Below are 25,114 nucleotides of genomic sequence, written 5' to 3'. Positions count from 1 at the left end.
GGAAGCGAGCCCAGATGATCCCCAGCCGTGTCCGTCCGCACGTCCGCGCCGGTGCCAGAGCCACCGCCGTCGCCTGCGTGCTTCTCTGTCTCGGCCAGGCTGCGGGCGGAACCGCAGCCGCCACGGCCGCCGGTCCGTCCCCCGTCTCCCCTCCTGCCGGACCCGCCGTCACCCGCGCCGGGCTCGCCCCGGCGCTCGTGGCCGGACGGGGCGCCGCCGTCGCCTTCGACGAGCAGGAGGCGGAGAACGCCCGCACCACCGGAACCGTCATCGGACCGGACCGGACGCCGTACACCCTCCCTTCGGAGGCGTCCGGCCGGAAGGCGGTCCGGCTCGTCCCCGGCCAGTACGTCGAGTTCACCCTGCCACGCGCCGCCAACGCCGTGACCGTCCGCTACAGCATCCCGGACGCGGCCGGCGGCGGCGGCATCACCGCCCCCCTGGACGTCGCAGTCGACGGCCGGCACCGCAGGACGATGACCCTGACCTCCGCTTACTCCTGGCTGTACAACCAGTACCCCTTCACCAACGACCCCGGCGCCGACCTGCTCCACCCGGACTGGTGGCTCGCCGAGTGCGCCTGCGTCCCCGCCGCCACCACGCCCGCGCCCGTCTTCGAGAAGCCCTTCCGGCCCACCCACTTCTACGACGAGCAGCGGCTGCTCCTCGGGAAGACGTACCGCGCGGGGGAGAAGGTACGGCTCACGGTGCCGGCCGGCAGTCCCGCCGCCTGGACGGTGATCGACCTCCTCGACACCGAGCTGGTCGCCCCGCCGCAGGTCGAGCGCGGTGGCGTCGACGTGCGGCTCCTGGGCGCCGACCCGACCGGCCGCCGGGACGCCGCCCCCGCCATCGAACGGGCCATCGCGCTGGCCCGCCGTCTCGACCGGCCCGTCTATCTGCCGCCGGGCACCTTCCGCGTCGACCGCCACATCGAGGTCGACGACGTCACCATCGTCGGCGCGGGCAACTGGCACACCGTCCTCAAGGGCCGCCAGGTCACCCTCGACGAGCCCGCCCCCGACGGCTCCCGGCACACCGGCGTCGGCCTCTACGGCAAGTCCGCGGCCGAGGGCGGCAGCCGGAACGTGCACCTGTCCGGCTTCGCCGTCGAGGGCGACGTCCGCGAACGGATCGACACCGACCAGGTCAACGCCATCGGCGGCGCCATGAGCGACTCCACCGTCGAAGGCCTCTACCTGCACCACACCAAGGTCGGCCTCTGGTTCGACGGCCCGATGCGGAACGTGCGGGTCACGGACAACGTCATCACCGACCAGATCGCCGACGGCCTCAACCTCCACACCGGCGTGACGGACTCCCTCGTCCGGAACAACTTCCTCCGCAACACCGGCGACGACGGCATCGCGCTGTGGTCGGAGAAGACCGCCGACGCCCGCAACACCATCGCCCACAACACCGTCCAGTCACCCACCCTCGCCAACGGCATCGCCGTCTACGGGGGCACCGACACCACGGTCACCGGCAACCTCGTCGCCGACCCGGTGCGCGAGGGCAGCGGGCTCCACGCCGGTGCCCGCTTCGGCGCCGAACCCTTCACCGGCACCCTCCGCTTCACCGACAACACCACGGCCCGCGCCGGCACCCTCGACCTCAACTGGCGGATCGGCCTGGGCGCGCTCTGGTTCTACGCCCTGGACGGCTCGATCGACGCCGACGTGCGGGTCACCGGGGACCACTACCTCGACTCCACCCACAACGCGATCATGCTGGTCAGCGAGTACGGGGTGAAGGACCGGTTCTCCATCCCCTCGGTCCACTTCAAGGACATCCGCGTCGACGGCACCGGCAACTCCGTCGTCAGCACCCGCACGAAGGGCTCCGCCACCTTCGAGAACGTCGACGCCCGCAACGTCGGTGCGGTCGGCGTGAACAACTGCGGCTCCTTCAACTTCCCCGCCACCGGCTCCGAGTTCACGCTCGACGACCGCGGCGGGAACGACGGCGGCTGGCTCGCCCCGTGGCTCCTGCCCAACACCATCACCTGCGACGACCGCCCGCCGGTCGTCGCGCCCCCGGCTCCCGCGCCCTGGTCCTGACGCCAGGACACGGGAGAACCCGCGGGGAGTCGGACGACGGCTCCCCGCGGAACCGCCGCCTCGGTCGCACGGGTGACGGCTCCTCGCGGGGTGGCCGTCGGAGCGGGCGGCGACGGGCTTCCTCCCGCGTCGACCGCAGGATGGTCCGTCCCGCCTTCCAGCCTTTCAGCGGATGAGCCCGCGTCGCGCAAACGGGCTTGCTAAAAAAGGCCCGAGGACGCAATCTCTTTGCAGAATTTGCGCTAGAGTTGCGTGCATGACGCGACGACTTGCCCAGGTGGCGAAGAAAGTGGGAGTCAGCGAGGCCACGGTGAGCCGTGTCCTCAACGGCAAGCCCGGGGTCTCCGAGGCGACCCGGCAGTCCGTGCTGACGGCGCTCGACGTGCTCGGCTACGAGCGCCCGACGCAGCTGCGCGGCGAGCGGGCCCGGCTCGTCGGCCTGGTCCTCCCGGAGCTCCAGAACCCCATCTTCCCCGCGTTCGCCGAGGTCATCGGCGGCGCACTGGCCCAGCAGGGGCTGACCCCGGTCCTCTGCACGCAGACCAAGGGCGGCGTCTCCGAGGCCGACTACGTGGAGCTGCTGCTCCAGCAGCAGGTCTCCGGTGTCGTGTTCGCCGGCGGACTGTTCGCGCAGGCCGACGCCCCGCACGACCACTACTACCGGCTGGCCGAGCGCAACATCCCGGTCGTCCTCGTCAACGCCTCCATAGAAGGACTCGACTTCCCTTGCGTCGCGTGTGACGACGCCGTCGCGATCGAGCAGGCGTGGCGTCATCTCGCATCCCTCGGCCACGAGAGGATCGGGCTCATCCTGGGGCCCGAGGACCATGTGCCCTCCCGTCGCAAGCTGGAAGCGGCCCGGGTGGCCGCCGCGGCTGCGGGCATGGCCTGGGACGACGCGTTCTTCGAGCGGTCGGTGTTCTCTCTCGAAGGCGGGCAGGCCGCGGCAACGCGCCTGCTCGGCCGCGGGGTCACCGGGATCGTGTGCGGCAGTGATCCGCTGGCGCTGGGCGCGATCAGGGCCGCCAGGCGGCGTGGTCTCTCCGTGCCGGCGGACGTCTCGGTCGTCGGCTTCGACGACTCCGCCTTCATGACCGTCACCGAACCGCCGCTGTCGACGGTCCGTCAGCCCATCGAGGCGATGGGGCGCGCGGCCGTGGACCTCCTGATCGCTCAGATCCAGGGCACCCAGCACCACCTCGGGGAGTTGCTCTTCGAGCCCGAGCTCGTCGTCCGCGGCTCGACGGCCCCGCCGCCGGCGCGCTGATTCAGCGGCACCGGCCCTACGTCGCGATCGAGGCATGCCCGATAACTGAACAGTAAGGCCCTGACGGCACCGGTATTCCGCACTGAGCGGCTCGATACCGGTGCCGTCGGCGTTTCCGTGCGGTGACAGCGGTCTGCAATTGGACGAGACCCGTTGACAAGCACGTCATCCCGTAGAAACCTTGCGGGCTGGCGGCGCAAATGAGCCACAGGGTTGCTCAAGAACTCGGCTGGCCGCCTTTTGATCCTTGTCGGAGTCATGCCGGGTCCCAGAGCGCGTGGTCCTGCCGAACTCCTGTCGGCCCCCTGCCCGTCACTTGCCGAGGGGCTGTTCCGGACCAAGACAGACCACGGGCCCTGCCCCGCATCGCGGAGAGGTCACCATGAGAGGCACACATCCGAGCAGGCGGCTGGGGGTGGGTCTGCTGACAGCGGGCCTGATCTCCCTGGGACTGCTCCCCGTTCCCGCGCAGGCCGCGGCGGACACCAACCTCGCGCTCGGTCGAGCCGCGACGGCCGGCGGCGCGAACGGCGGCTATCCGGCCTCCAACGTCACCGACGGAAGTCAACAGTCTTACTGGGAAGGGCCGTTGGGCTCCTTCCCGCAGTGGGTGCAGGTCGACCTGGGCACCCAGGTCGACCTCGACCGCCTCGCGCTCAAGCTGCCGACCGCCTGGGAGGCGCGCAACGAGACCCTGGCCGTCCTCGGCAGCGCCGACGGCACCACGTTCAGCACCATCGCCGCCGCCCAGGCGCGCGCGTTCAACCCCTCCGCGGCCAACACGGTGAACATCGACCTGCCGTCGGCCACCGCCCGGTTCGTCCGGGTCCAGGTGGGATCCAACAGCGTCTGGAACGCGGCCCAGCTCTCCGAGCTGGAGGTCTACGGCGAGACCGGCGGCGGCGAGGACCCGGGCGACCCGCCCCCGGTCACCGGCACCAACCTGGCGCGCAACAAGCCCATCGAGGCCACCTCCACCACGCAGAACTACGCGGCCGGCAACGCCAACGACGAGAACACGTCCACCTATTGGGAGTCCGCCGGTTTCCCCGGCTCCCTGACCGTCAAACTCGGCGCGGACGCCGACGTCGCGGCCGTCGTCGTCAAGCTCAACCCCGACTCCGCCTGGGGGCCGCGGACCCAGTCCCTGGAAGTCCTCGGCCGCGCCTCCGACGCCACGGGCTTCACCACCCTGAAGGCGCGCGCCGACTACGCCTTCAGCCCGTCCTCGGGCCAGAACACCGTCACCATCCCGGTGACCGGCCGTGTCTCCGACCTGCGCCTGACCGGCTTCTCCAACAACGGCGCCCCCGGCGTCCAGGTCGCGGAGCTCCAGGTGCTCGGTACGGCCGCGCCCGCCCCGGACTTCGTCGTCAACGAGCTCACCTGGGAGCCGGCCACCCCGTCCGAGGCGGACGACGTGACCGCCAAGGTCACCGTCCGCAACGCCGGCACCGCGGCCGCCCCGGCCACGACGGTGAACGTCAGCGCCGAGGGCACCGTCGCGGGCTCCGCCCCGGTCCCCGCGCTCGCCGCCGGCCAGTCGGCGATCGTGAACGTCCCGATCGGCAAGCGTCCGATGGGCGCCTACACGGTCTCTGCCGCCGTCGACCCGACCGACACGGTGCCCGAGCTCGACAATGGCAACAACAGCCGTACGGCCACTTCCAAGTTGAACGTCACTCAGACCCCCGGCCCCGACCTCACGGTCACCGGCATCACCCCCAATCCGGGCACCCCCGCGGTCGGCGCGCCGGTCTCCTTCACGGTCGCCGTCAAGAACCGCGGTACGTCATCCGTCCCGGCCGGCAGCGTCACCCGGCTCACGGTGGGATCCACCACCCTGTCGGGGACGACCCCGGCCATCGCGGCGGGCGACACCGCCGACGTGGCCCTCGCCGGGACCTGGACGGCCACCGACGGCGGCGTCACGCTCACCGCGACCGCCGACGCCACCGGCACCGTCACGGAGACCAACGAGAACAACAACGTCTTCGGCCGGTCCCTCGTCGTCGGACGCGGAGCCGCCGTGCCGTACACGGAGTACGAGGCCGAGGACGCGAGCTACCGCGGCACGCTCCTGCAGACCGACTCCACGCGCCCGTTCGGCCACACCAACTTCGCCACCGAGTCCTCGGGCCGCGAGTCGGTGCGCCTCAACTCCACGGGTGACTACGTGGAGTTCACCTCGACCAACGCCGCCAACTCGATCGTCGTGCGCAACTCGATCCCGGACGTGCCGGGCGGCGGAGGCCGGGAGGCCACCCTCAGCCTCTACGCGAACGGCCAGTTCGTGCGCAAAATGACGCTGTCCTCCAAGCACAGCTGGCTGTACGGCAACACCGACCAGCCGGAGGGGCTCACCAACACCCCGGGCGGCGACGCGCGGCGTCTCTTCGACGAGTCCAACGCGCAGCTGACCCAGTCCTACCCCGCCGGCACCAAGTTCCGGCTCCAGCGGGACGCGGGTGACGACGCCGCCTTCTACGTCGTCGACCTGATCGACCTGGAGCAGGTCGCCCCGCCGGCCGCGAAGCCCGCGGAGTGCGTCTCGATCACCCAGTACGGGGCCGTGCCCAACGACGGCATCGACGACACCGACGCCCTCCAGCGCGCCGTCACCGCCGACCAGAAGGGCGAGATCCCCTGTGTCTGGATCCCGGCGGGCCAGTGGCGCCAGGAGCAGAAGATCCTCACCGACGATCCGCTGAACCGGGGCACCCACAACCAGGTCGGCATCCGGGACGTCACCATCCGCGGCGCCGGGATGTGGCACTCCCAGCTGTACACGCTGACCCCGCCGCACCTCGCGAACGGGATCAACCACCCGCACGAGGGCAACTTCGGCTTCGACATCGACGACAACACCAAGATCTCGGACATCGCCATCTTCGGCTCCGGCACCATCCGCGGCGGCGACGGCAACGCCGAGGGCGGCGTCGGCCTCAACGGGCGCTTCGGCAAGAACACGAAGATCAGCAACGTCTGGATCGAACACGCCAACGTCGCCGCCTGGGTCGGCCGCGACTACTCCAACATCCCCGAGCTGTGGGGGCCGGGCGACGGCCTGGAGTTCAGCGGCATGCGCATCCGCAACACCTACGCCGACGGCGTCAACTTCTCCAACGGCACCCGCAACTCCACCGTCTACAACTCGTCGTTCCGCAACACCGGCGACGACGCCCTCGCGGTGTGGGCCAACAAGTACGTGAAGGACACCTCGGTGGACGTCGGCCACGACAACCACTTCCGCAACAACACGGTCCAGCTGCCCTGGCGGGCCAACGGCATCGCGGTCTACGGCGGCTACGGCAACACCATCGAGAACAACGTGGTCTCCGACACCATGAACTACCCGGGGATCATGCTCGCCACCGACCACGACCCGATCCCCTTCTCCGGGCAGACCCTGATCGCCAACAACGCCCTGTACCGCACCGGCGGAGCGTTCTGGAACGAGGACCAGGAGTTCGGCGCCATCACGCTCTTCGCGCAGGGTCCGGACATCCCGGGCGTCACCATCCGGGACACCGACATCCACGAGTCGACCTACGACGGCATCCAGTTCAAGACCGGCGGCGGCGCCATGCCGAACGTCAAGGTCACGAACGTGAAGATCGACAAGTCGCTCAACGGCTGCGGAATCCTCGCGATGGGCGGAGCCCGCGGCAGCGCCACGCTGACGAACGTCACCATCACGAACTCGGCCAAGGGCGACGTCTGTTCGCAGCCCGGCACGCAGTTCGTCCTCAACCAGGGCTGACGCCCTTTCCCCGGCGGGGACGCCCGGCTTCCGCGTCCGGGCGTCCCCACCCTCACCCCTCCACAAAGCGAGGAACGATGAGAACCCCCACCTGGCGATCACGGTGCCTGAGCGCCGCGATCGCGACGAGCCTGCTGGCGCTGGGCGGTCCCATGATGGCCGCCCACGCCGCCGGCGGACCCAACATCGCGCTCGGCGACGCCGCCGCCTCCAGCAGCGCCCAGTCCGGCTACGGCGCCGGCAACATCACCGACGGCAACCAGGGAACGTACTGGGAGAGTGCCGGCGGCTCTCTCCCCCAGTGGGTGCAGGCCGACCTCGGCACCGCCACCCGCGTCGACGAGGTGGTCCTGAAGCTGCCCGCCGGCTGGGAGGCCAGGAACCAGACCCTCTCCGTCCAGGGCAGCGCCGACGGCACCAGCTTCGCCACGCTGAAGGGCTCCGCCACCTACACCTTCAGCCCCGGTTCGGCCAACACGGTCACCGTCGCCTTCCCGGCCACGCAGGCCCGCTTCGTGCGGGTCGACATCACCGCCAACACCGGCTGGCAGGCCGCCCAGCTCTCCGAGCTGGAGGTCCACGCGGCCGAGGGCTCCTCCGCGAACCTCGCCGCGGGCAAGAGCCTCACCGCCAGCAGCCACACCGAGGTGTACGCCGCGCCCAACGCCAACGACGGCAACCGGGGCAGCTACTGGGAGAGCGGCAACAACACGCTGCCGCAGTGGCTCCAGGCCGACCTCGGCGCCTCCGTCGCCGTCAACCGGGTCGTCCTCAAGCTGCCGGCCGGCTGGGGCGCCCGCAGCCAGACCCTGAAGATCCAGGGGAGCGCCGACGGCACCGACTTCACCGATCTCTCGGCCTCCCAGGCGTACGCGTTCAACGCGGCCAACGACAACACCGCGACCATCAGCCTGGACTCCACCACCACCAGATACGTGCGGGTCCTGGTGACGGCGAACACCGTACAGCCCGCCGCCCAGATAGCGGAGCTGGAGGTCTACGGACCGGCCACCGGCGACACCCAGGCGCCTTCGGTCCCCGCGAACCTGGCCTACACCCAGCCGGCGACCGGCCAGATCAGGCTCACCTGGAACGCCTCGACCGACAACGTGGGCGTGACCGGCTACGACATCTACGCCGACAACGTCCTGCTGTCCTCCGTCGCGGGCGACGTCACGACCTTCACCGACAACCGCCCGGCCGACCAGACCGTCTCCTACCGGGTACGGGCGAAGGACGCGGCGGGGAACCAGTCCGGGGACAGCAACACCGTCACCCGCACCGGCGACGGCGGCGACACCCAAGCCCCCACCGCCCCCGCGAACCTCGGCTTCACCGAGCCCGCGAGCGGCCAGGTGAAACTCACCTGGACCGCCGCCACGGACAACCGCGGCGTCACCGCGTACGACGTCTACGCGAACAACGTCCTGCGCGGCAGCGTCTCCGGCGGCGCCACCACCTACACCGACACCCAGCCGGCGAGCGCCACCGTCACCTACCACGTGGTCGCCAAGGACGCGGCGGGCAACACCTCCGTCGCCTCCAACAGCGTCACCCGCAACGGCACCGGCGACAGCGGTTCCAACCTCTCTGTCGGCAAGCCGATCGAGGCGTCGTCGACCATGGGCGGCTTCTCCGCGGGCAACGCCAACGACAACGACACCGCCACCTACTGGGAGGGCGGGGGCGGCGCATACCCCCAGACCCTCACCGTCAAGCTCGGCGCCAACGCCGACCTCGACAAGCTCGTGCTGAAGCTCAACCCGGCCCAGGCATGGCAGGCCCGCACCCAGACCATCGAGGTCCTCGGCCGCGAGCAGAGCGCCACCGGCTTCACCAGCAAGGTCGCGGCCAAGGGCTACTCCTTCGATCCGGCGAGCGGCAACACCGTCACCATCCCGCTGACCGCCCGCCTGGCCGACGTCCAGCTGAAGTTCACGGCCAACACCGGGGCCCCCGGGGGTCAGATCGCCGAGTTCCAGGTCGTGGGCGTGCCCGCGCCCAACCCGGACCTGACCGTCACCGGACTGTCCACCACCCCCGTCGCGCCCGAGGAGGACGACGAGATCACCGTCTCGGCCGTCGTCCGCAACGCCGGTGCCGCGCCCGCGGCGGCGAGCAAGGTCGCCGTCCGGCTCGGCGGCACCAAGGTCGCGACCGGGCAGGCCCCGGCACTGGCCCCCGGCGAGCAGGCCACCGTCCCCGTCTCCATCGGCGTGCGCGGCTCGGGCTCGTACGAGCTGAGCGCGGTCGCGGACGAGGCGAACCAGGTCCTGGAGCAGAACGAGACCAACAACACCCACACCCGGTCCACCGCCCTCGTGGTCAAGCCGGTCGCGAGCTCCGACCTGCTCGCCACCTCGGTGACGACCAGCCCGTCCAGCCCGACCGCCGGCGACGCCGTCACGTTCAAGGTCGCGGTGAAGAACCAGGGCACGGAGCCGACCACGGCCGGCGACCGCGCGGTGACACTGGAGCTCGTCAACGCGCAGGGCGGCGTGGTCAGGACGCTGTCGGGCGCGCAGAGCGGCGTGCTGGCCCCGGGAGCCTCGGCCGTCGTGAGCCTCGGCACGTGGACGGCCGTCAACGGCTCCTACACCGTCAGGACGGTCATCGCGGCCGACGCGAACGAACTGCCCGTGAAGCGGGAGAACAACACGCAGTCGCAGCCGTTGTTCGTCGGACGCGGCGCCAACATGCCGTACACGATGTACGAGGCGGAGGACGGCGCCGCCGGCGGCGGAGCCTCCGTCGTGGGCCCCAACCGGACCATCGGCGACGTCGCGGGCGAGGCGTCCGGCCGCAAGGCCGTCACCCTCGACGCGACCGGCGAGTACGTCGAGTTCACCACCCGTGCCGCGACCAACACCCTGGTCACCCGCTTCTCGATCCCGGACGCCCCGGGCGGCGGCGGCATCAACACCACCCTGAACGTCTACGTCGACGGCGTCTTCAAGAAGGCGCTGCCGCTCACCTCGAAGTACGCCTGGCTGTACGGCGCCGAGGCCGGCCCCGGCAACGACCCGGGCTCCGGAGCCCCGCGCCACATCTACGACGAGGCGAACCTGATGTTCGGGGAGACCATCCCCGCCGGCAGCAGGATCCGTCTCCAGAAGGACTCCGCGAACTCCGCCGCCCACTACGCGATCGACTTCGTCAACCTGGAGCAGGTCGCCCCGGTCGCCAACCCGGACCCGGCCACGTACACCGTGCCGGCCGGCTTCACGCACCAGGACGTGCAGAACGCGCTCGACAAGGTCCGCATGGACACCACCGGGAAGCTCGTCGGTGTCTACCTGCCGCCCGGTGACTACCAGACCTCCAGCAAGTTCCAGGTCTACGGCAAGGCGGTCAAGGTCGTCGGCGCCGGCCCGTGGTACACGAAGTTCCACGCGCCGACGACGCAGGACAACACGGACATCGGCTTCCGCGCCGAGGCCACGGCGAACGGCTCGCTCTTCAAGGGCTTCGCCTACTTCGGCAACTACGTCACGCGCATCGACGGGCCGGGCAAGGTCTTCGACTTCCAGAACACCGCCGACATCGTCATCGACGACATCTGGAACGAGCACATGGTCTGCCTGTACTGGGGTGCCAACACCGACCGGATGACGATCAAGAACTCCCGCATCCGGAACATGTTCGCCGACGGCGTCAACATGACCAACGGCTCCACCGACAACCTGGTGTCCAACAACGACGCCCGGGCCACCGGCGACGACAGCTTCGCGCTCTTCTCGGCGATCGACGCCGGCGGCGCGGACATGAAGAACAACGTCTACGAGAACCTCACCACCACGCTCACCTGGCGGGCCGCGGGCCTCGCGGTCTACGGCGGCTACAACAACACCTTCCGCAACATCCACATCGCCGACACCCTCGTCTACTCCGGCATCACCATCTCGTCGCTGGACTTCGGCTACCCGATGAACGGCTTCGGCACCATCCCGACGAACTTCGAGAACATCTCGATCGTCCGCGCCGGCGGCCACTTCTGGGGCAGCCAGACCTTCCCCGGCATCTGGGTCTTCTCCGCCTCGAAGGTCTTCCAGGGCATCCGCGTCAGCCACGTGGACATCGTCGACCCCACCTACAGCGGCATCATGATCCAGACCAAGTACAACGGCTCCCAGCCCGAGAACCCGGTGAAGGACACCGTCTTCACCGACATCTCCATCACCGGCGCCAAGCGGAGCGGCGACGCGTTCGACGCCAGGTCCGGCATCGGCGTCTGGGCCAACGAGATGCCCGAACCCGGCCAGGGCCCCGCCGTCGGCGAGGTCACGTTCAACTGCCTGCGCATGCAGGACAACACCGAGAACATCCGGAACACCACCAACTTCAAGATCAACATCAATCCCTGCTGACCCCGCCCGTACCTCTGGCGGTCACGACGGCGCCCACCACACCCGCGGTGGGCGCCGTCCCCGCGGAGGACCGACCGCAGGATCCCGCCGAGCACGATGTCGCGGACCCGCAGAGGCGTCGTGATCGTCGAGTCGTGGACGCGGTCGAGCCCGAGCCGGAAGAACATGTTGAAGCTGGTCTCGTCGAGGGCGCCGTTCATCGCCGTCGTGGCGAGCGGGGCCAGGACCACGAACCGCGTGTACGGGACGCCGGTGCCCAGTCCGTCGACGGTCCCGATGAGCCCGCCGATCCCGATCGCGAGGAGGCGAAGGGCCGTACCGGGCGTCCTGGACCTCTCCGTCGTCCAGGAACCGGGCACCCGGTTCGACGGCGTGGAGTGGCGGCAGCCTCGCGGTGGCGCGCCTCGGCCGTGTCCTTTGCGGCGCCGATGGGCGGACGTGGACGGTGAATCAGGCGACCTCGGAGAATGTCGAGCAATGATCGCCTAATTCCCTCAGTCACTCACTTCGTTGAGTCTCTGTGTAGTGAACTTGCTTTGATTGCTAGACATCTTGCGCATGGTTGTTGGCGATGGTTGAGTGTGCCTCGCCCCGCAGTCGAACCCGCTCAAAGCGGGGCGAGTCGTCACGCATGTCCGAAAGGGCCACACCTTGAGAGCCGTCCTGCTGCGCCGCTGCCGTCACGCCTCCGCGGCCACCCTCCTCGTCCTCACGCTCACGGCCTGCGCGGCAGGTGGGGGCGGCGACGGTGCCCGCAGCGAGGACTCGTCGGACCCCACCACGCTCCTCGATCCGAAGGCGAAGGTGACGATCACGATCGACTGCATGCCGCCGGCGGCGAAGGCGGCCGAGCTGAAGGAGTGGAAGGAGGACGTCGCCGAGTTCAACAGGACGTACCCCAACGTCACCATCGAGGGCCGGTCCACCCCCGGCCAGTGTCTGGAGCCGCCGCGCTTCACCGCCATGCTGAAGGCGAAGTCGCAGCCGGACGTCTTCTACACCTACTTCACCGACCTGCCGCAGGTCCTCGCCGAGGACGGCGCCCAGGACATCTCCGCCTACGTGCACCCGTGGTCGGTACCGCTCCTCAAGGACATCAACCCCGACGTCCTCGACTCGCTCCGGTACAGGGGCAGGCTCTACGGGCTGCCCACCAGCAACTACACCATGGGCCTGCTCATCAACCGCAAGCTCTTCGAGGACGCCGGTCTGGACCCTGACGCCCCACCGCGGACCTGGGAGGAGGTCCGGGCCGCCGCGAAGAAGATCGCCGCGCTCGGTGGGGGAGTCTCGGGCTTCGGCGAGTACTCCGCGGGCAACACCGGCGGCTGGCACTTCACCGCCCAGCTCTACAGCCTGGGCGGGGACATCGTGGACGTGAGCGGTACCAGGGCGGCGTTCAACAACCACCTGGGCAAGCAGGTCGCGAAGAACCTCCACGCCATGCGCTGGGAGGACGACAGCATGGGCAGGACCCAGCGGCTGAAGTGGGGCGATCTCCAGCAGCGGATCGCGACCGACAAGCTCGGCATGTTCCTCGCCGCGCCCGACGACATCGCGTACATGGTCCAGGAACTCGGCGCGAAGTACGAGAACTTCGGTATGGGCCCCATCCCCGGCGGCAGGAACACCCTGGTCGGCGGCAACAACTACATGATCAAGCAGGGCATCTCGCCCGACAAGATCAAGGCCGCCGTCGCCTGGCTCGGCTTCAAGTTCGCCACGGCGGGCAAGGGCCAGTTCGACTGGGCCCGTACCAAGGCCGACGGCCTGCCGGTCGGCCTGCCCCAACCGAACTTCTGGCTCGGCAGGACCAAGGCCAAGGACGACGCCGCCCGCGTCGAGCACGCCACCATGCCGGTCGCCAACTTCAAGACCTTCATGGACAATCCCGTCCCGGGCAAGGCCGAGCCGCCGAAGGCCCAGGAGATCTACAGGATTCTCGACAGCGTGATGTCCGGTGTCCTCACCGACGAGGACGCCGACGTCGACAAGCTCCTGGCCACCGCGGAGGCGAAGGTCAACAGGCTTCTTGCTGATCAGTAGCCGCCCAAGGACCGAGCGGCCCGTGTCCCCACGCGGTACGACGCACCTCACGCCGGAAGGCGGCGAGGCGGAGCCGGACGCCGGGGCCGATCGTGCACCCCCGCTCGGCAGGCGAGGGCCCGTGTCCTCCCTCTCCGGCGAGCGGCTCCCGCGCCCCGGTCCTGCCCCCGGGGCGCGGGAGTCACCACCCGAAGCGGCGGTCCACGACGGCGGCGAACTCCTCGAAGCTGAGCAGGCGGTCGCCGTTCTGGTCGGCGGCGTCGAAGAGGGCGGCGGACTCGTCGTCGCCGCCCACGCCCCAGAAGGGGATCACGCCGTGCGCCGCCAGGGTGGGGCCCTTCTCCCGCAGGGCGACGATGACCTCGACACGCGTCAGCGTGCCGTCGTGGTCGAGGTCGAGCGCGTCGAAGAGGGCGCGGGCCTTGTCGCTCATGGCATGTCCTCGGGTCGGGGCGGCTTCCTGCGGGGAAGGACGCCCCGGCCGCCCTCCGGGTTGCCTAAGCTCTGGCCCATGGTGAAGCCCGCTGTTCCCGCCGCCCCCGAGCTCCTCGTCCTGCACGCCGTCCGGCTGCGGGGCATGACCACCGGGACGGAGGCCGCCGAGCGCTTCGGGCTCGACGCGGAGGCCGTCGACGAGCTGCTGCTCGACCTCCAGGCGTACGGCAGGGTGTCGCGCGGCTCCTTCGCCGGCACCTCCGGCTGGAGCCTCACCGACCGGGGGCGCGCGGAGGGCGAGCGGCTGCTCGCCGAGGAGCTGGCCGCGACCGGGCTCGGCCCCTTCGTCCGCGACCGGTACGAGACCTTCCTGGCGTACAACGCCCGCTGCCTGACCGCCTGCACCGACTGGCAGCTGCGCCCCGACGGGGCCGGCCGGCTCGCCGTCAACACCCACGGCGACGCGGCCTGGGACGCCCGGGTCCTGGACGAGCTGACCGTCCTCGGGGGCGTCATCGACACCCTTTCCGCCGAGCTGGGCGCCCGGCTGCCCCGCTTCGCCGGTTACGGCGACCGCTTCACCACCGCCCTCGCGCGCGTCCGCCGCGGCGAGCTGTCCTGGGTCGACCGCCCGCGCGCCGACTCCTGCCACACCGTCTGGATGGAGCTCCACGAGGACCTCCTCGCCACGCTCGGGATCCGCCGGGGCGAGGAGCCCCTGCCGTAGGCCAGGACGAAGGTGACGGTGATGAGGAGGGCCCAGGCGCCGAACTTGGCGACCGAGACGGGCCGCCAGCCGTCGAGCTGGTCGGGGTAGCTCCAGGCGCCGACGTAGGTGGCGGCGTTCTCGGCGATCCAGAGGAAGAAGCCGATGAGGACGAAGGAGAGGGCCAGCGGCATCCGGTGGTCGCTCTCCCCGACGCGGAAGCGGACCCAGGTGCCGGCGGTGGCGAGGAGCAGCAGCCCGGCGAGCGCCCAGCGGGCGTCGGGCAGCCAGTGGTGGCTGAAGAAGTTGAGGTAGACCGCCGCGGCGAGGACCGCCATGATCCGGGGGCGGTAGCCGGTCAGGCGCAGGTCGAACAGGCGCCAGGCGCGGCAGACGTAGCTGCCGACGGCCGCGTACAGGAAGCCGCCGTAGAGGGGGACGCCGCCGACCTTGGTGACCGCGTCCTCCGGGTAGCTCCAGGAGCCCATGCGGACCTTGACCAGTTCGAAGAACAGGCCGATCAGATGGCAGACGGCGATGACCGCGACGTCGCGCCCGGTGTCCCAGCCGAGCCGCCAGGCCAGCACGGTGAGCAGGATCCCGTAGCCGAGCAGCAGGTCGTAGCGCGCGACGGGCAGCTCGGGCAGGAGCGTCGAGACCGCGATGCCGCCGACGAGCGCGACGGCGAAGGCGCAGCAGCGCGCCTCCAGGAGCGCGAAGCGCCAGAGCTGACGGAATGCGTGGGTGATCCGGTCCATGGGGGAGGGGACGCCCCGCGCGTGTGTGCGGTTTCCGGGCTGGGGTCGCGGTCCGCGGCGGAGCGGTCAGTGGTGGTGGGCGCAGCGCGGGGCGGTGAGCAGGCGGCGGACCATGTCGCCGGCCTCCGCGGCGTCGCGGGCCTCGCCGGGGAAGAGGAGGCGGAGGTCGCAGTGGCCCTCGCCGTACTCGCAGCGCAGCGACACGGCGTGCCGGTCCATGGCGAGCGGGAGGGCACGGACGACGCCGTGGGGGAGGCGGGAGCCGGCCCGGTCGACGAGCTCGGAGACGAGGTCGGCGTGGGCGTCGGCGAGGTGGGTGAGGAGCGCGGCCTCTTCGAGGGCGAGCGGGTCGGGGGCGGCGAGGGTGTACGCGCCGGGGGCGACCTCGTGGGTGCCGGTGCCGGTGCGCAGGACGACGCGGGCGAGGTCGAGGCGGAGCGAGCCGGGGTCGCCGGGGGTGGCGGGGGCGAGCCGGCCGGTGAGGGTGACCCGGGCGCGGACCCGGTCGCGCAGCGCGGTGGGGGCGATGTCGGTGAGGTCGATCCGGGCGTCGAGGGCGTCGGCCGGGGCGAGGGCGAGGTGGTCGGTGAGCGGGGTGTCGGCGGGCGGGTGGAGGGTGATCCGGCCGCGGGCGCCGACGGTGTGCGCGCCGAGGAGGTCGTAGGTCTGTCCGCCGAGCGTGAGCGAGAGGGAGAGGGCCCGGGCGAGGACGGAGCGGACCTGTTCCGCGGCGGTCTGCTGGGGCAGGGCGGGGGAGGGGGCGACGCTCACGGGGACTCTCCTCGATCGGATCTCGGGTTCAAATTTTAGGTAAGGCTAACCTAACCATGCTGGGGGGTGGTGTCCAGGACCCCCGGCGTCCCGGGTCCGGTGCCGTCCTGGACCCGGCGGTGTCCAGGACCCCCCGAAACGGAGGGATTTCGGGGGTTGTCGGTCGCCCCCGCTACTGTGCGGAGCAGCCATTCGGACGAGTTACATGCGGGAGGGGCCGTGCGCCGCTGGGAGCACGCCGGGGACGGCGCGGGGAAGTTCTGGGAGGCCGGAGCCGAAGGCGCCTCGGTGACCGTCCGGTTCGGGCGGATCGGCGCGGCCGGGCAGACCCGCGTCAAGGAGTTCGGCACGCCCGCGCAGGCCGAGGCGTACCTGGTGAGGGCCGTCGGCGAGAAGGAGCGGAAGGGCTACGTCGCCACCGCTTCCGGTCCCGCTCCGGTCCCCGCGCCCCGGTCCGGAGCCGCCTCCGCGTCCCGGGCCGCGGCCGCCTCCGGGGCCCCCGGGGGCGTGCCCGCCGCCGAACTCCCCCTGGAACAGGTGACCGAGACCTCCGCCGTCCGGCCCGACGAGTCGACCTTCGTGCTGCCCGAGGCGTGGAAGCGGAACCTCCGGCCGCGTCGCGGCGGCACCCCCGTCCCGGACCCCCGTCCCGACGCCGGGGCGCCCGCCCGCCTCGCCGAGTGGCGCGCCCGCTTCGCCGCCGAGGTCGACCGCTCCCTCGACGCCGACCGCAGCGACGCCGACCTCGTCGAGGCCGCCCGCGCGCACGACGCCGGCAGCCCCGACCCCGTCGGCGCCGCCGTCCTCACCGCCCTGCTTCCCCCGGAGGCCGGGCGGAGCGTCGCCGCCGACGCCTGGACCCTCGCGCACGGGCTGCCCTTCGCCGCCGTCGCCGCCGTCGAACTCCTCGAATGCCGCCGCATCCGGGGGCAGGGCGCGGGGGGCGGCGAGGCGTGCGGGATCGACCGGGCCGTCGAGAACACCAGGAGCGAGGGCGGCGCGTCCCTCGACGCCCTCGACCGGGTCCGCGCGCTCCTCGCCGTCACCGACGACGCCACCTACGCCGCGGCCGTCGCCGCCCTCGCCCGCCACCGCACCACGCCCCGCCGCCGCGTCGCCGTCTCCTACCTGGTGCCCACCGAACGGGCCTGGACCGACGAGTGCCTGGCCGACCCGGACCTCCGCGAGCACCTCCAGAACTGGGTGCGCACCCTGCTCGTCTGCTGCGTCACCGCCGAGCAGACCGCCGCCTACGGCGGGCGCGCCGACCTCGGCTGGCGCGGCTGGACCGCGACCGCCATCGCCACCGTCGCGGACGGCGCGGGCACCGCGATGGCGCCCTTCCTCATCGCCGAGACCGACCGGCCGTACCTCGGCACCGACGACCTCAAGGCCCTCGCCGCCGCCCTCGCCCACCTCCCCTCCGACGAGGCGTTCCAGGCCCTCCTCGACCGGGTCGGCGACAAGCACGTCCGCGTCGAACTGGCCGCCGCCGCCCGCCGCTTCCCCGCCCGCGCCCTCCGGCTGCTCGCCCTCGCCGCCCGCGCGGACACGCCCGAGGGGCCGCTGGTCCGCCGGATGCTCGCCGGGCACGTCGCCGCCCACCGCGCGCTCGCCCTCGCCGTGCTGCCCGAACTGCCCGCCGAGGCCGCCGGGATCGTCGAGCCGCTGACCCGCGCCCAGGACACCACGCACGACGCCGCCCCGGCCGACCTCCCCGCCCTCCTCGCCCGTCCCCCGTGGACCGTGCGGCGCCCGGCCGCCAGGCCCGTGGTCGTCACCGGCCCCGTGGCGCCCTCCGGCACCCGGCTCGTCTGGCGCGAGGGGGAGCGGCGGACCTGGGCCACCGCCGAGTCCTGGGTGACCGGCTGGCAGCCGTACGAGCCCTTGGACGTGCTGGTCGACAAGCTCCTCGACGGGCGCCTGCACCACTGGCACACCGTCGGCGTCCTCGTGAACGGTCCCGCCGAGCGGGTCCGCCCCTTCCTCGCCGACTGGGACGGCACGGAGTACTGCTACGACGGCGCCGAGGTCTTCAAGCCGCTCGTCGCCGCCCACGAGGCGGCCGCCCTGCCGCCGATCCTCCGCATGGCCCCGCTCCACCCCGCCCCCATGGCCGAGGTGCTGCTGCCGTACCTCGACGTCCGGGTCGCCCGGCTGATGGCGAGCTGGCTGCTCCGCCTCAAGACCGCCGGGCGCACCGCCCGCACCTGGCTGCTCCGGCACGGCGCCGACGCGGCCCGGCTCCTCGTCCCCGACGCCGTCGGCGCGGCGGGTCCCGAGCGGACCGCCGCCGAGGGCGCCCTCCGGGCCCTCGTCGCCGCGCAGGGCCCCGAGGGCGTCCGTACCGCCGCCGCGGAGTACGGCGAGGAGACCGGCCGGGCCGTCGACGAACTGCTCGCCACCGACCCGCTGGTCTCCGCGCTGCCGGCCCGGATGCCGCAGGCCCCGGCGTGGTGCGATCCCCGCGTGCTGCCCCGGATCCGGCTGCGGACCGGTGCCACGCTGCCGGTGTCCGCCGTCTCCCACCTGCTCACCATGGTCTCCGTCTCTCGGCCGGGCGCCCCCTACCCCGGCCTCGCCGAGGTCCGGGAGCTGTGCACCCCGGAGTCGCTGGCCGGCTTCGCCTGGGGCCTCTTCGAGGAGTGGCGGATCGTCGGGATGCCGCCCAAGGAGGCGTGGACGCTGCACGCACTCGGCTGGTTCGGCGACGACGACACCGTCCGCGCCCTCGCCCCCGTGATCCGTTCCTGGCCCGGCGAGGGGGCCCACCACCGGGCCGTCGAAGGGCTCGACGTGCTCGCCGCCGTCGGCACCGACAGCGCGCTCCTCCACCTCCACGGCATCTCCCAGCGCGTCCGCTTCAAGGCGCTCAGGCAGCGCGCCCAGGAGAAGATCGCCGAGGTCGCCGAGGGGCTCGGCCTCACCGGCGAGCAGCTCGCGGACCGGCTGGTGCCCGACCTCGGCCTGGACGCCGACGGCTCCACCGTCGTCGACTACGGCACCCGTCTCTTCTCCGTCGGCTTCGACGAGGCCCTCGAGCCGTACGTCCGCGACGCCGAGGGCCGCCGCCTCAAGGACCTCCCCAAGCCCGGCGCCCGCGACGAGACGGAGCTGGCCACCGCCGAGCGCAAGCGCTACCTGGCGCTCAAGAAGGAGGTCCGCGCCCTCGCCGCCGACCAGGTCCGCCGTCTGGAGGCCGCCATGGTCGACGGCCGTTCCTGGACCGGCGCCGAGTTCCGGCAGCTGTTCGTCGAGCACCCCCTCGTCCGGCACCTCGCGCGCCGCCTCGTCTGGAGCGTCGCCCGGGACGGCGCCGCCACCGCCTTCCGGATCGCCGAGGGCCGGGGCTGCGTCGACGCCCGCGGCGCGCTGGTGACCGTCGACGACGACGCGACGGTCGGCCTGCCGCACCCCCTGCGCTTCCCGGGCCGGACCGACGTCTGGTCCGAGCTCCTCGCCGACCACGAGATCGTCCAGCCCTTCCCGCAGCTCCGCAGGCAGGTCCACGCCACCACCGAGCGGGAGGCGGCCGGCGCCCGCCTCACCCGCTTCGAGGGCGTCACCGTCCCGGTCGGCCGGCTCCTCGGACTCCAGAAGCGCGGCTGGGAGCGCGGCATCCCGCAGGACGCCGGCGTCGAGCGCTGGTTCCACCGGCGCCTCGGCCCCGAGTGCCACCTGGTCGTCCAGCTGGAACCGGGCATCGCCGTCGGCATGCTCGACGAGTTCCCCGACCAGACCCTCGACACGGTCTGGCTCGACACCCATCCCGGCGACCACCGGCCGAGCCGCGCCCATCCGCTGCGCTTCGCCGACCTCGACCCGGTCACCGTCTCCGAACTCCTCACCGACCTCACGGAGCTGACGGCCCGGAACTGACCTTCGGGGATCCGCCTCCGCCCGGCCTGTTGGTCCACCGAGTACGCCCCGCCTGTGGTACTGCCTTAGGGGGACATGAGTCGTATGTCCCGTTTGGCAGGAAAAGGGGCTATAGATGGCAGAGGTCGGACAGGGTCCGGGCGACGGGCGGGACGGCGGAGGCAAGGGCGGGCCCGGGCGGGGCGCGCGCAGGGTGACGGCGGATCTGCCCGATCACGGTCACCGCCATCCCGCCCGCACCGACCCGATCGTCTTCGGCGTCACCGCCGTGCTCACCCTGGCGTTCGTCGTCTGGGGCGCGACGGCCACGGACAGCCTGGAGTCGGTCTCCAGCAGCCTCCTCGACGGGCTGATCCGGGACGGCGGCTGGGCGTTCATGCTGGCCGCCTCCGGCTTCGTCGTCTTCGCGCTGTGGCTGGCGATCAGCCGGTACGGACGGATCACCCTCGGGCAGGAGGGCGAGGGCCCGGAGTTCCGCACGGTCTCCTGGATCGCCATGATGTTCAGCGCGGGCATGGGCATCGGTCTGATGTTCTACGGCGTGAGCGAGCCGCTCGCCCACTACGGCACCCCGCCGCCCGGCACGTCCCCGGCGGACTCCGCCGAGCGGATGGAGACGGCGATGGCCACCACGCTGTTCCACTGGACGCTCCACCCGTGGGCGATCTACGCCGTCGTCGGCCTGGCCATCGCCTACTCGACCTTCCGCCGCCGGCGCCGCCAGACCATCAGCGCCGTCTTCGTGCCGCTGATGGGCGAGCGCCGGGCGCTCGGCGGCCCCGGACGGGTCATCGACATCCTCGCCATCTTCGCCACCCTCTTCGGCTCGGCCGCCTCGCTGGGCCTTGGCGCGCTCCAGATCGGCAGCGGCGTGGAGGAGCTGGGCTGGATGGAGAAGGCCGGCACCGGTCTGCTCGTCGCCATCATCGCCGTGCTGACCGTGGCCTTCGTGCTGTCGGCCGTCTCCGGCGTGGAGAAGGGCATCCAGTGGCTCTCCAACATCAACATGGTGCTGGCGCTGCTGCTCGCCGTCTTCGTGTTCGTCGCGGGCCCCACGATCATCGTCCTCGACCTGCTGCCGACCTCCATCGCCGCGTACATCGGCGACCTGCCCCAGCTGGCCGGCCGCACCGAGGCCACCAGCGGTGACGACATCCACGGCTGGCTCGGCAGCTGGACCGTCTTCTACTGGGCGTGGTGGATCTCGTGGACGCCCTTCGTCGGCATGTTCATCGCCCGCATCAGCCGGGGCCGGACGATCCGCCAGTTCATCGGCGGCGTCATCCTGGTGCCGAGCACGGTCAGCCTGGTCTGGTTCGCGATCTTCGGCGGCACCGCGATGCGGCTGAGCGAGCAGGGTGAGCTCAGCGGCGAGACGACCCCGGAGGGGCAGCTCTTCGGGCTGCTCCAGGAGTTCCCGCTGACGGGGGTGATGAGCCTGCTCGTGATGGTCCTCGTCGGCATCTTCTTCGTCTCCGGCGCGGACGCGGCCTCCATCGTCATGGGCACCCTGTCCCAGCGCGGGGCGATGGAGCCGACCCGTCCGGTGGTGATCTTCTGGGGCGTGGTGACGGGGGCCGTCGCCGCGATCATGCTGCTCATCGGCGACGGGCAGGGCGACGCCCTGGCGGGCCTGCAGAACCTGACGATCCTGGTCGCCGCCCCGTTCGTGCTGGTGATGATCGGCATGTGCGTGGCGCTGATGCGGGACCTGCGCGAGGACCCGCTGATCGTGCGCGGCCAGGTCGGCGAGGAGGTCGTCGGGGTCGCGGTGATCGCCGGGCACGAGAAGTACGACGGCGACTTCGAGCTGCGCATCGGCCCGGGCGCCGCCGACGGTGCCACGGACGGCCCCGCCGACGGAACCGCCCCGGTCGCGCCGGGCGGGCCCGCGGCGCCCGGCCCCCGGTGACTCCGCCGCCCGTCAGGGGCTGACCGAGCGCCAGATCCGGTCGGGGAGCAGGCGGATGGCCTCTTCGAGGTCGACGTCGCCGAGGGTGAGCCAGCGGCGGGCCAGGCCGATGACCGGGCCGAGGACGAGGGTCTCGATGACGGGCGTCGGGAGGTCGGCCAGCTCGCCGGCCTTGCGGTGGCCGTCGAGCCAGTGCTCGATCGGGGTGAGCCGGGCCTCCTGGTTGTCCCGGATCTCGGCGGCGCGCGCCGTGCCCTCCTGGTCCGCGAAGGGGGAGTGCAGGAGGCGGGCGGCGGCCGGCTGGGTGCGGACGAAGTCCAGGTAGGTGTGGATGACCGCTTCGATGCCGGAGCGCGCGTCCTGGTGGGCGGTCAGGGCGGTGGAGAGCTCGCCGACGAGGCGCCCGAGCCAGCGCAGGGCGAGGGCGCTGATCACTCCGTGGAGGTTGCCGAAGTGGTGGTAGACGCTGCCGGTGCTGACGCCGCTCAGCCGGGTCAGGGCGGCGACGGTGAGACCCGCCTCCCCCTCGCGCGCGTAGAGGTCGAGCGCGGCGTCGAGGACGCGCTCGACGGTGACTTCTCCGCGCTGCTGCTTCGGGCTCATCGAGCGGGGTGCCCCTTTGGTCGCGTGCCATCCGTGGCCTGGTGATTCCGTACCAGGTCAGCATAGGAGGCGCGGCCGCCGCCGGACCCCGTCGCGAGGGCGCCGGGCGTCTCCGGGGCCCTCGCGACGGGGTTCAGGCCAGGGCCAGGAAGAGCTTCTCCAGCTCCGCCTCGGTCATGGGCGGGGTGTCGGCCGAGGCGTCGGACAGGCACTGCCGCATCCCACTGGCGACGATCTTGAACCCTGCCCGGTCCAGGGCCCGGGAGACGGCGGCCAGCTGCGTCACCACGTCCTTGCAGTCGCGGCCCGCCTCGACCATGGCGATCACGCCGGCCAGCTGGCCCTGGGCGCGCCGCAGCCGGTTGAGCACCGGCGCCATCGCCTCTTCGTCGACCTGCACGGCAGTCCTCCTTCGTGTCTCACCCCCGGCCCCATGATACCCCCTAGGGTATTAAATCGGACAGTGTCGGTGGGGGCTACTCGCGGGCCGCCACGGCGCGGCCCCGGGCCCGCCGGACGACCCCGACGGCCACCGCCCCCGCCCCCGCGGCGCCCAGGACCGCCCAGGTGACGGGGTGGGCCCAGACGCCGGGGCCGAGCTGCCGGCCGAGGACGAAGACCCCCATCGCGACGACGAACCAGCCGAACGCCCTGCGCAGGACCTGCTGCGGGATCCGGCCGGCCACGCGACCGCCGGCCAGGCTGCCGAGGACGGCCGCCGCGGTGACGGTCAGGGCGAGGCCCCAGTCCAGGGAGACGCCCGAGAGGTGTCCGGCCAGGCCGGCGAACGAGTTCATGGCGATGACCAGCAGCGAGGTGCCGACGGCGACCCCCATGGGCAGACCGCCCAGGAGGGCGAGCGCCGGGACGACGAGGAAGCCGCCGCCGGAGCCGACCAGACCGGTCACCGCGCCCACCGCCAGGCCTTCGGCCGCGACGTGCTTCACCGGCAGTTCGCCGCGGCGGGCCTTCGGCTCGCGGGCGGTCCGGGGGCGGCGCAGCATCGCGAAGGCCGTGGCGAGCATCATCAGCGCGAAGGCGATGAGCAGGGCGGTGCCGGGGACGTACTCGGCGAGGCGTCCGCCGCCGTAGGCGCCCGCCATGCTGAACGCGCCGAAGAGCAGGCCGGTCCGCCACCGCACCCGGTGGGCGCGGGCGTGCGGGACGAGGGCGGCGAGGCTGGTGGCGCCCACGACGAACAGGGAGGTCGCGATCGCCTCCTTGGGGTCCTGCCCGGCGAGGTAGACCAGGATCGGCACCGTGAGGATGGAGCCCCCGCCGCCCAGGACGCCGAGACTGACGCCGACGAGCAGCGAGGCCGCCACGATCAGGACGGTCACCGAGTGCTCCGCAGCTCCGCGAGGACGGTGCGGATGTCGGTGCGGGGGCCCCGGTTGTAGGGCAGCTTGGACAGCAGCACGCCCATGGCGCAGGAGTTGCTGAGGGCCGCGTAGGTCAGGCCGGCGCCGATCGCCGTGCCGACGAGGTGGGCGCCGGGGACGGCGATGCCGACGAGCCCGGTGACGAGGACGACCGAGCCGGCGACGAGGCGGACCTGGCGCTCCATGTCCCACCGCTCGGGTCCGCGCTCGACCGGCGCCCCGGCCGTCTCCCAGGCGACCATGCCGCCGTCCAGGACGCGGAGGTTCGGCAGCCCGGCCTGGGCGAGGGCCTGCTCCGCCTCGCGGGCCCGCTGGCCCGAGCGGCAGACGAGCACGACCTCCTCGTCCAGGTGCGAGAGCAGTTCCGCGCGGTGCTCGCGCAGGGTGTTCAGGGGCACGTTGTACGAGCCCCGGATGTGCGCCGTGCGGAACTCGCCGGGCGTGCGGACGTCGAGGAGCCGCGGGGCCTTGCCCTCCTGGACGAGGCGGTGCAGGACGGCGGGGGAGAGGGAGGCGGGGGCGGTGCTCATGGGGGAGTGGTTCCGTTCGTTCGGGGTGGGGGACGGGAAATGGGGGGCGGGGACGGTGGGCGGGCGGCGCCGTCAGGCGGTGGCGGGTTCCGTCGCGGTCAGCGCCCAGGCCGCGTAGCCGCCGAGGATGTCGGAGACGTCCTCGAAGCCTCGGTGGCGCAGCAGGCTGGCGGCGATGGAGGACCGGTGGCCGCCCGCGCAGTGCAGGACGAGCGGCCGGTCGGTGGGGAGCTCGGCGCTGCGGGCGGGGAGTTCGTTGAGCGGGAGGTGCAGGGCGGCGTCGATGAAGCCGTTCGCCTCCCGCTCGCCGCAGGTGCGCACGTCCACGACGACCGGCGGGCGCTCGTCGGCGAGCGCGGCCCGCAGCCGGGCGGCGGTGACCCGGCCGGCCGGGCCGACCTCGTCGGCCAGCGCCTCCAGGGCCGCCTCCGGCGCGGCGAGGTAGCCCTCGGCGCGGTCGAAGCCGACGCGGGCGAGCCGGGTGACGATCTCCTCCTCGCGCTGCTCGGGCGCGATGACGACGAGCCGGTCGGCCGGGTCGAGGACCGTGCCCGCCTGCTCGGCGAAGCGTCCGTCGGCCGGCACGTTCACCGCGCCGCGCAGGTGCCCGGCCGCGAACTCCTGCGGGTCGCGGG

Annotated in this window: 15 protein-coding genes; 7 read left to right on the top strand and 8 right to left on the bottom strand. The window is 72.3% G+C overall.

Annotated elements, in window-relative coordinates:
* Positions 1-14 precede the first annotated feature (14 nt).
* The 5 genes from IE321_RS25440 (at position 15) to IE321_RS25420 (ending at position 13,503) form a co-directional block, all read left to right on the top strand.
* Complete coding sequence (locus IE321_RS25440) at positions 15-2,060, top strand: glycosyl hydrolase family 28-related protein (RefSeq protein ID WP_190224661.1); 2,046 nt, start codon at positions 15-17, stop codon at positions 2,058-2,060.
* Between the two features lie 256 nt (positions 2,061-2,316).
* A complete protein-coding gene (locus tag IE321_RS25435) occupies positions 2,317-3,327 on the top strand; it encodes a LacI family DNA-binding transcriptional regulator (RefSeq protein ID WP_190224660.1) in 1,011 nt (336 codons plus the stop codon).
* Between the two features lie 382 nt (positions 3,328-3,709).
* Positions 3,710-7,090: a CARDB domain-containing protein gene (locus IE321_RS25430; protein WP_190224659.1), complete on the top strand. Its 3,381-nt coding sequence runs from the start codon at positions 3,710-3,712 to the stop codon at positions 7,088-7,090.
* Positions 7,091-7,167: 77 nt separating this feature from the next.
* A complete protein-coding gene (locus IE321_RS25425) occupies positions 7,168-11,457 on the top strand; it encodes a discoidin domain-containing protein (protein ID WP_190224658.1) in 4,290 nt (1,429 codons plus the stop codon).
* Between the two features lie 651 nt (positions 11,458-12,108).
* Positions 12,109-13,503, top strand: coding sequence for an extracellular solute-binding protein (locus tag IE321_RS25420; RefSeq protein WP_190224657.1), 1,395 nt, complete (start codon positions 12,109-12,111; stop codon positions 13,501-13,503).
* A gap of 181 nt (positions 13,504-13,684) precedes the next feature.
* Here IE321_RS25420 and IE321_RS25415 read toward each other — a convergent pair whose 3' ends face one another.
* From IE321_RS25415 to IE321_RS25405, 3 genes are all read right to left on the bottom strand, one after another.
* Positions 13,685-13,936, bottom strand: coding sequence for an EF-hand domain-containing protein (locus tag IE321_RS25415; RefSeq protein WP_043230128.1), 252 nt, complete (start codon positions 13,934-13,936; stop codon positions 13,685-13,687).
* A gap of 566 nt (positions 13,937-14,502) precedes the next feature.
* Complete coding sequence (locus tag IE321_RS25410) at positions 14,503-15,402, bottom strand: DUF817 domain-containing protein (protein ID WP_079022430.1); 900 nt, start codon at positions 15,400-15,402, stop codon at positions 14,503-14,505.
* Positions 15,403-15,468: 66 nt separating this feature from the next.
* A complete protein-coding gene (locus tag IE321_RS25405; protein WP_190224656.1) occupies positions 15,469-16,173 on the bottom strand; it encodes a DUF2470 domain-containing protein in 705 nt (234 codons plus the stop codon).
* Between the two features lie 219 nt (positions 16,174-16,392).
* On the opposite strand from IE321_RS25405, the gene IE321_RS25400 reads away from it, so the two are divergent.
* Together IE321_RS25400 and IE321_RS25395 are read left to right on the top strand one after the other, a co-directional pair.
* Positions 16,393-20,052 carry a WGR and DUF4132 domain-containing protein gene (locus IE321_RS25400; RefSeq protein WP_190224655.1) on the top strand — a complete coding sequence of 1,220 codons (3,660 nt, stop codon included), beginning with the start codon at positions 16,393-16,395 and terminating at the stop codon, positions 20,050-20,052.
* A gap of 115 nt (positions 20,053-20,167) precedes the next feature.
* A complete protein-coding gene (locus tag IE321_RS25395; protein WP_079022429.1) occupies positions 20,168-21,964 on the top strand; it encodes a BCCT family transporter in 1,797 nt (598 codons plus the stop codon).
* A 12-nt stretch (positions 21,965-21,976) separates the two neighbouring features.
* On the opposite strand, the gene IE321_RS25390 is transcribed toward IE321_RS25395, so the two are convergent.
* The 5 genes from IE321_RS25390 to IE321_RS25370 all read right to left on the bottom strand — a co-directional run.
* A complete protein-coding gene (locus IE321_RS25390; RefSeq protein ID WP_043230123.1) occupies positions 21,977-22,567 on the bottom strand; it encodes a TetR/AcrR family transcriptional regulator in 591 nt (196 codons plus the stop codon).
* Between the two features lie 133 nt (positions 22,568-22,700).
* Positions 22,701-22,946: a metal-sensitive transcriptional regulator gene (locus IE321_RS25385; protein WP_200426903.1), complete on the bottom strand. Its 246-nt coding sequence runs from the start codon at positions 22,944-22,946 to the stop codon at positions 22,701-22,703.
* Between the two features lie 97 nt (positions 22,947-23,043).
* Positions 23,044-23,907, bottom strand: a complete 864-nt coding sequence (locus IE321_RS25380; protein WP_190224654.1) for a sulfite exporter TauE/SafE family protein — start codon at positions 23,905-23,907, stop codon at positions 23,044-23,046.
* The gene (locus tag IE321_RS25375) at positions 23,904-24,479 is read right to left on the bottom strand and encodes a rhodanese-like domain-containing protein (RefSeq protein WP_043230118.1); all 576 of its coding nucleotides are present in this window, start codon (positions 24,477-24,479) and stop codon (positions 23,904-23,906) included. The genes IE321_RS25380 and IE321_RS25375 overlap by 4 nt, the downstream gene beginning before the upstream one ends.
* A 72-nt stretch (positions 24,480-24,551) precedes the next feature.
* On the bottom strand, positions 24,552-25,114 hold a 563-nt coding region (locus IE321_RS25370; RefSeq protein WP_268257422.1), incomplete at its 5' end, for a rhodanese-like domain-containing protein.

The organism is Streptomyces hydrogenans (assembly GCF_014656075.1).
GTDB lineage: Bacteria > Actinomycetota > Actinomycetes > Streptomycetales > Streptomycetaceae > Streptomyces > Streptomyces hydrogenans.
Note: the sequence above shows the minus strand (reverse complement) of the source record. Positions and strands in the feature narration are given on the sequence as shown.

What these genes read in the sequence shown, in the direction of transcription:
- IE321_RS25440 (WP_190224661.1), top strand. Translation starts at nt 15, where the DNA reads ATGATCCCCAGCCGTGTCCGTCCGCACGTCCGCGCCGGTGCCAGAGCC.
- IE321_RS25435 (WP_190224660.1), top strand. Translation starts at nt 2,317, where the DNA reads ATGACGCGACGACTTGCCCAGGTGGCGAAGAAAGTGGGAGTCAGCGAG.
- IE321_RS25430 (WP_190224659.1), top strand. Translation starts at nt 3,710, where the DNA reads ATGAGAGGCACACATCCGAGCAGGCGGCTGGGGGTGGGTCTGCTGACA.
- IE321_RS25425 (WP_190224658.1), top strand. Translation starts at nt 7,168, where the DNA reads ATGAGAACCCCCACCTGGCGATCACGGTGCCTGAGCGCCGCGATCGCG.
- IE321_RS25415 (WP_043230128.1), bottom strand. Translation starts at nt 13,936, where the DNA reads ATGAGCGACAAGGCCCGCGCCCTCTTCGACGCGCTCGACCTCGACCAC.
- IE321_RS25410 (WP_079022430.1), bottom strand. Translation starts at nt 15,402, where the DNA reads ATGGACCGGATCACCCACGCATTCCGTCAGCTCTGGCGCTTCGCGCTC.
- IE321_RS25395 (WP_079022429.1), top strand. Translation starts at nt 20,168, where the DNA reads ATGGCAGAGGTCGGACAGGGTCCGGGCGACGGGCGGGACGGCGGAGGC.
- IE321_RS25390 (WP_043230123.1), bottom strand. Translation starts at nt 22,567, where the DNA reads ATGAGCCCGAAGCAGCAGCGCGGAGAAGTCACCGTCGAGCGCGTCCTC.
- IE321_RS25385 (WP_200426903.1), bottom strand. Translation starts at nt 22,946, where the DNA reads ATGGCGCCGGTGCTCAACCGGCTGCGGCGCGCCCAGGGCCAGCTGGCC.
- IE321_RS25375 (WP_043230118.1), bottom strand. Translation starts at nt 24,479, where the DNA reads ATGAGCACCGCCCCCGCCTCCCTCTCCCCCGCCGTCCTGCACCGCCTC.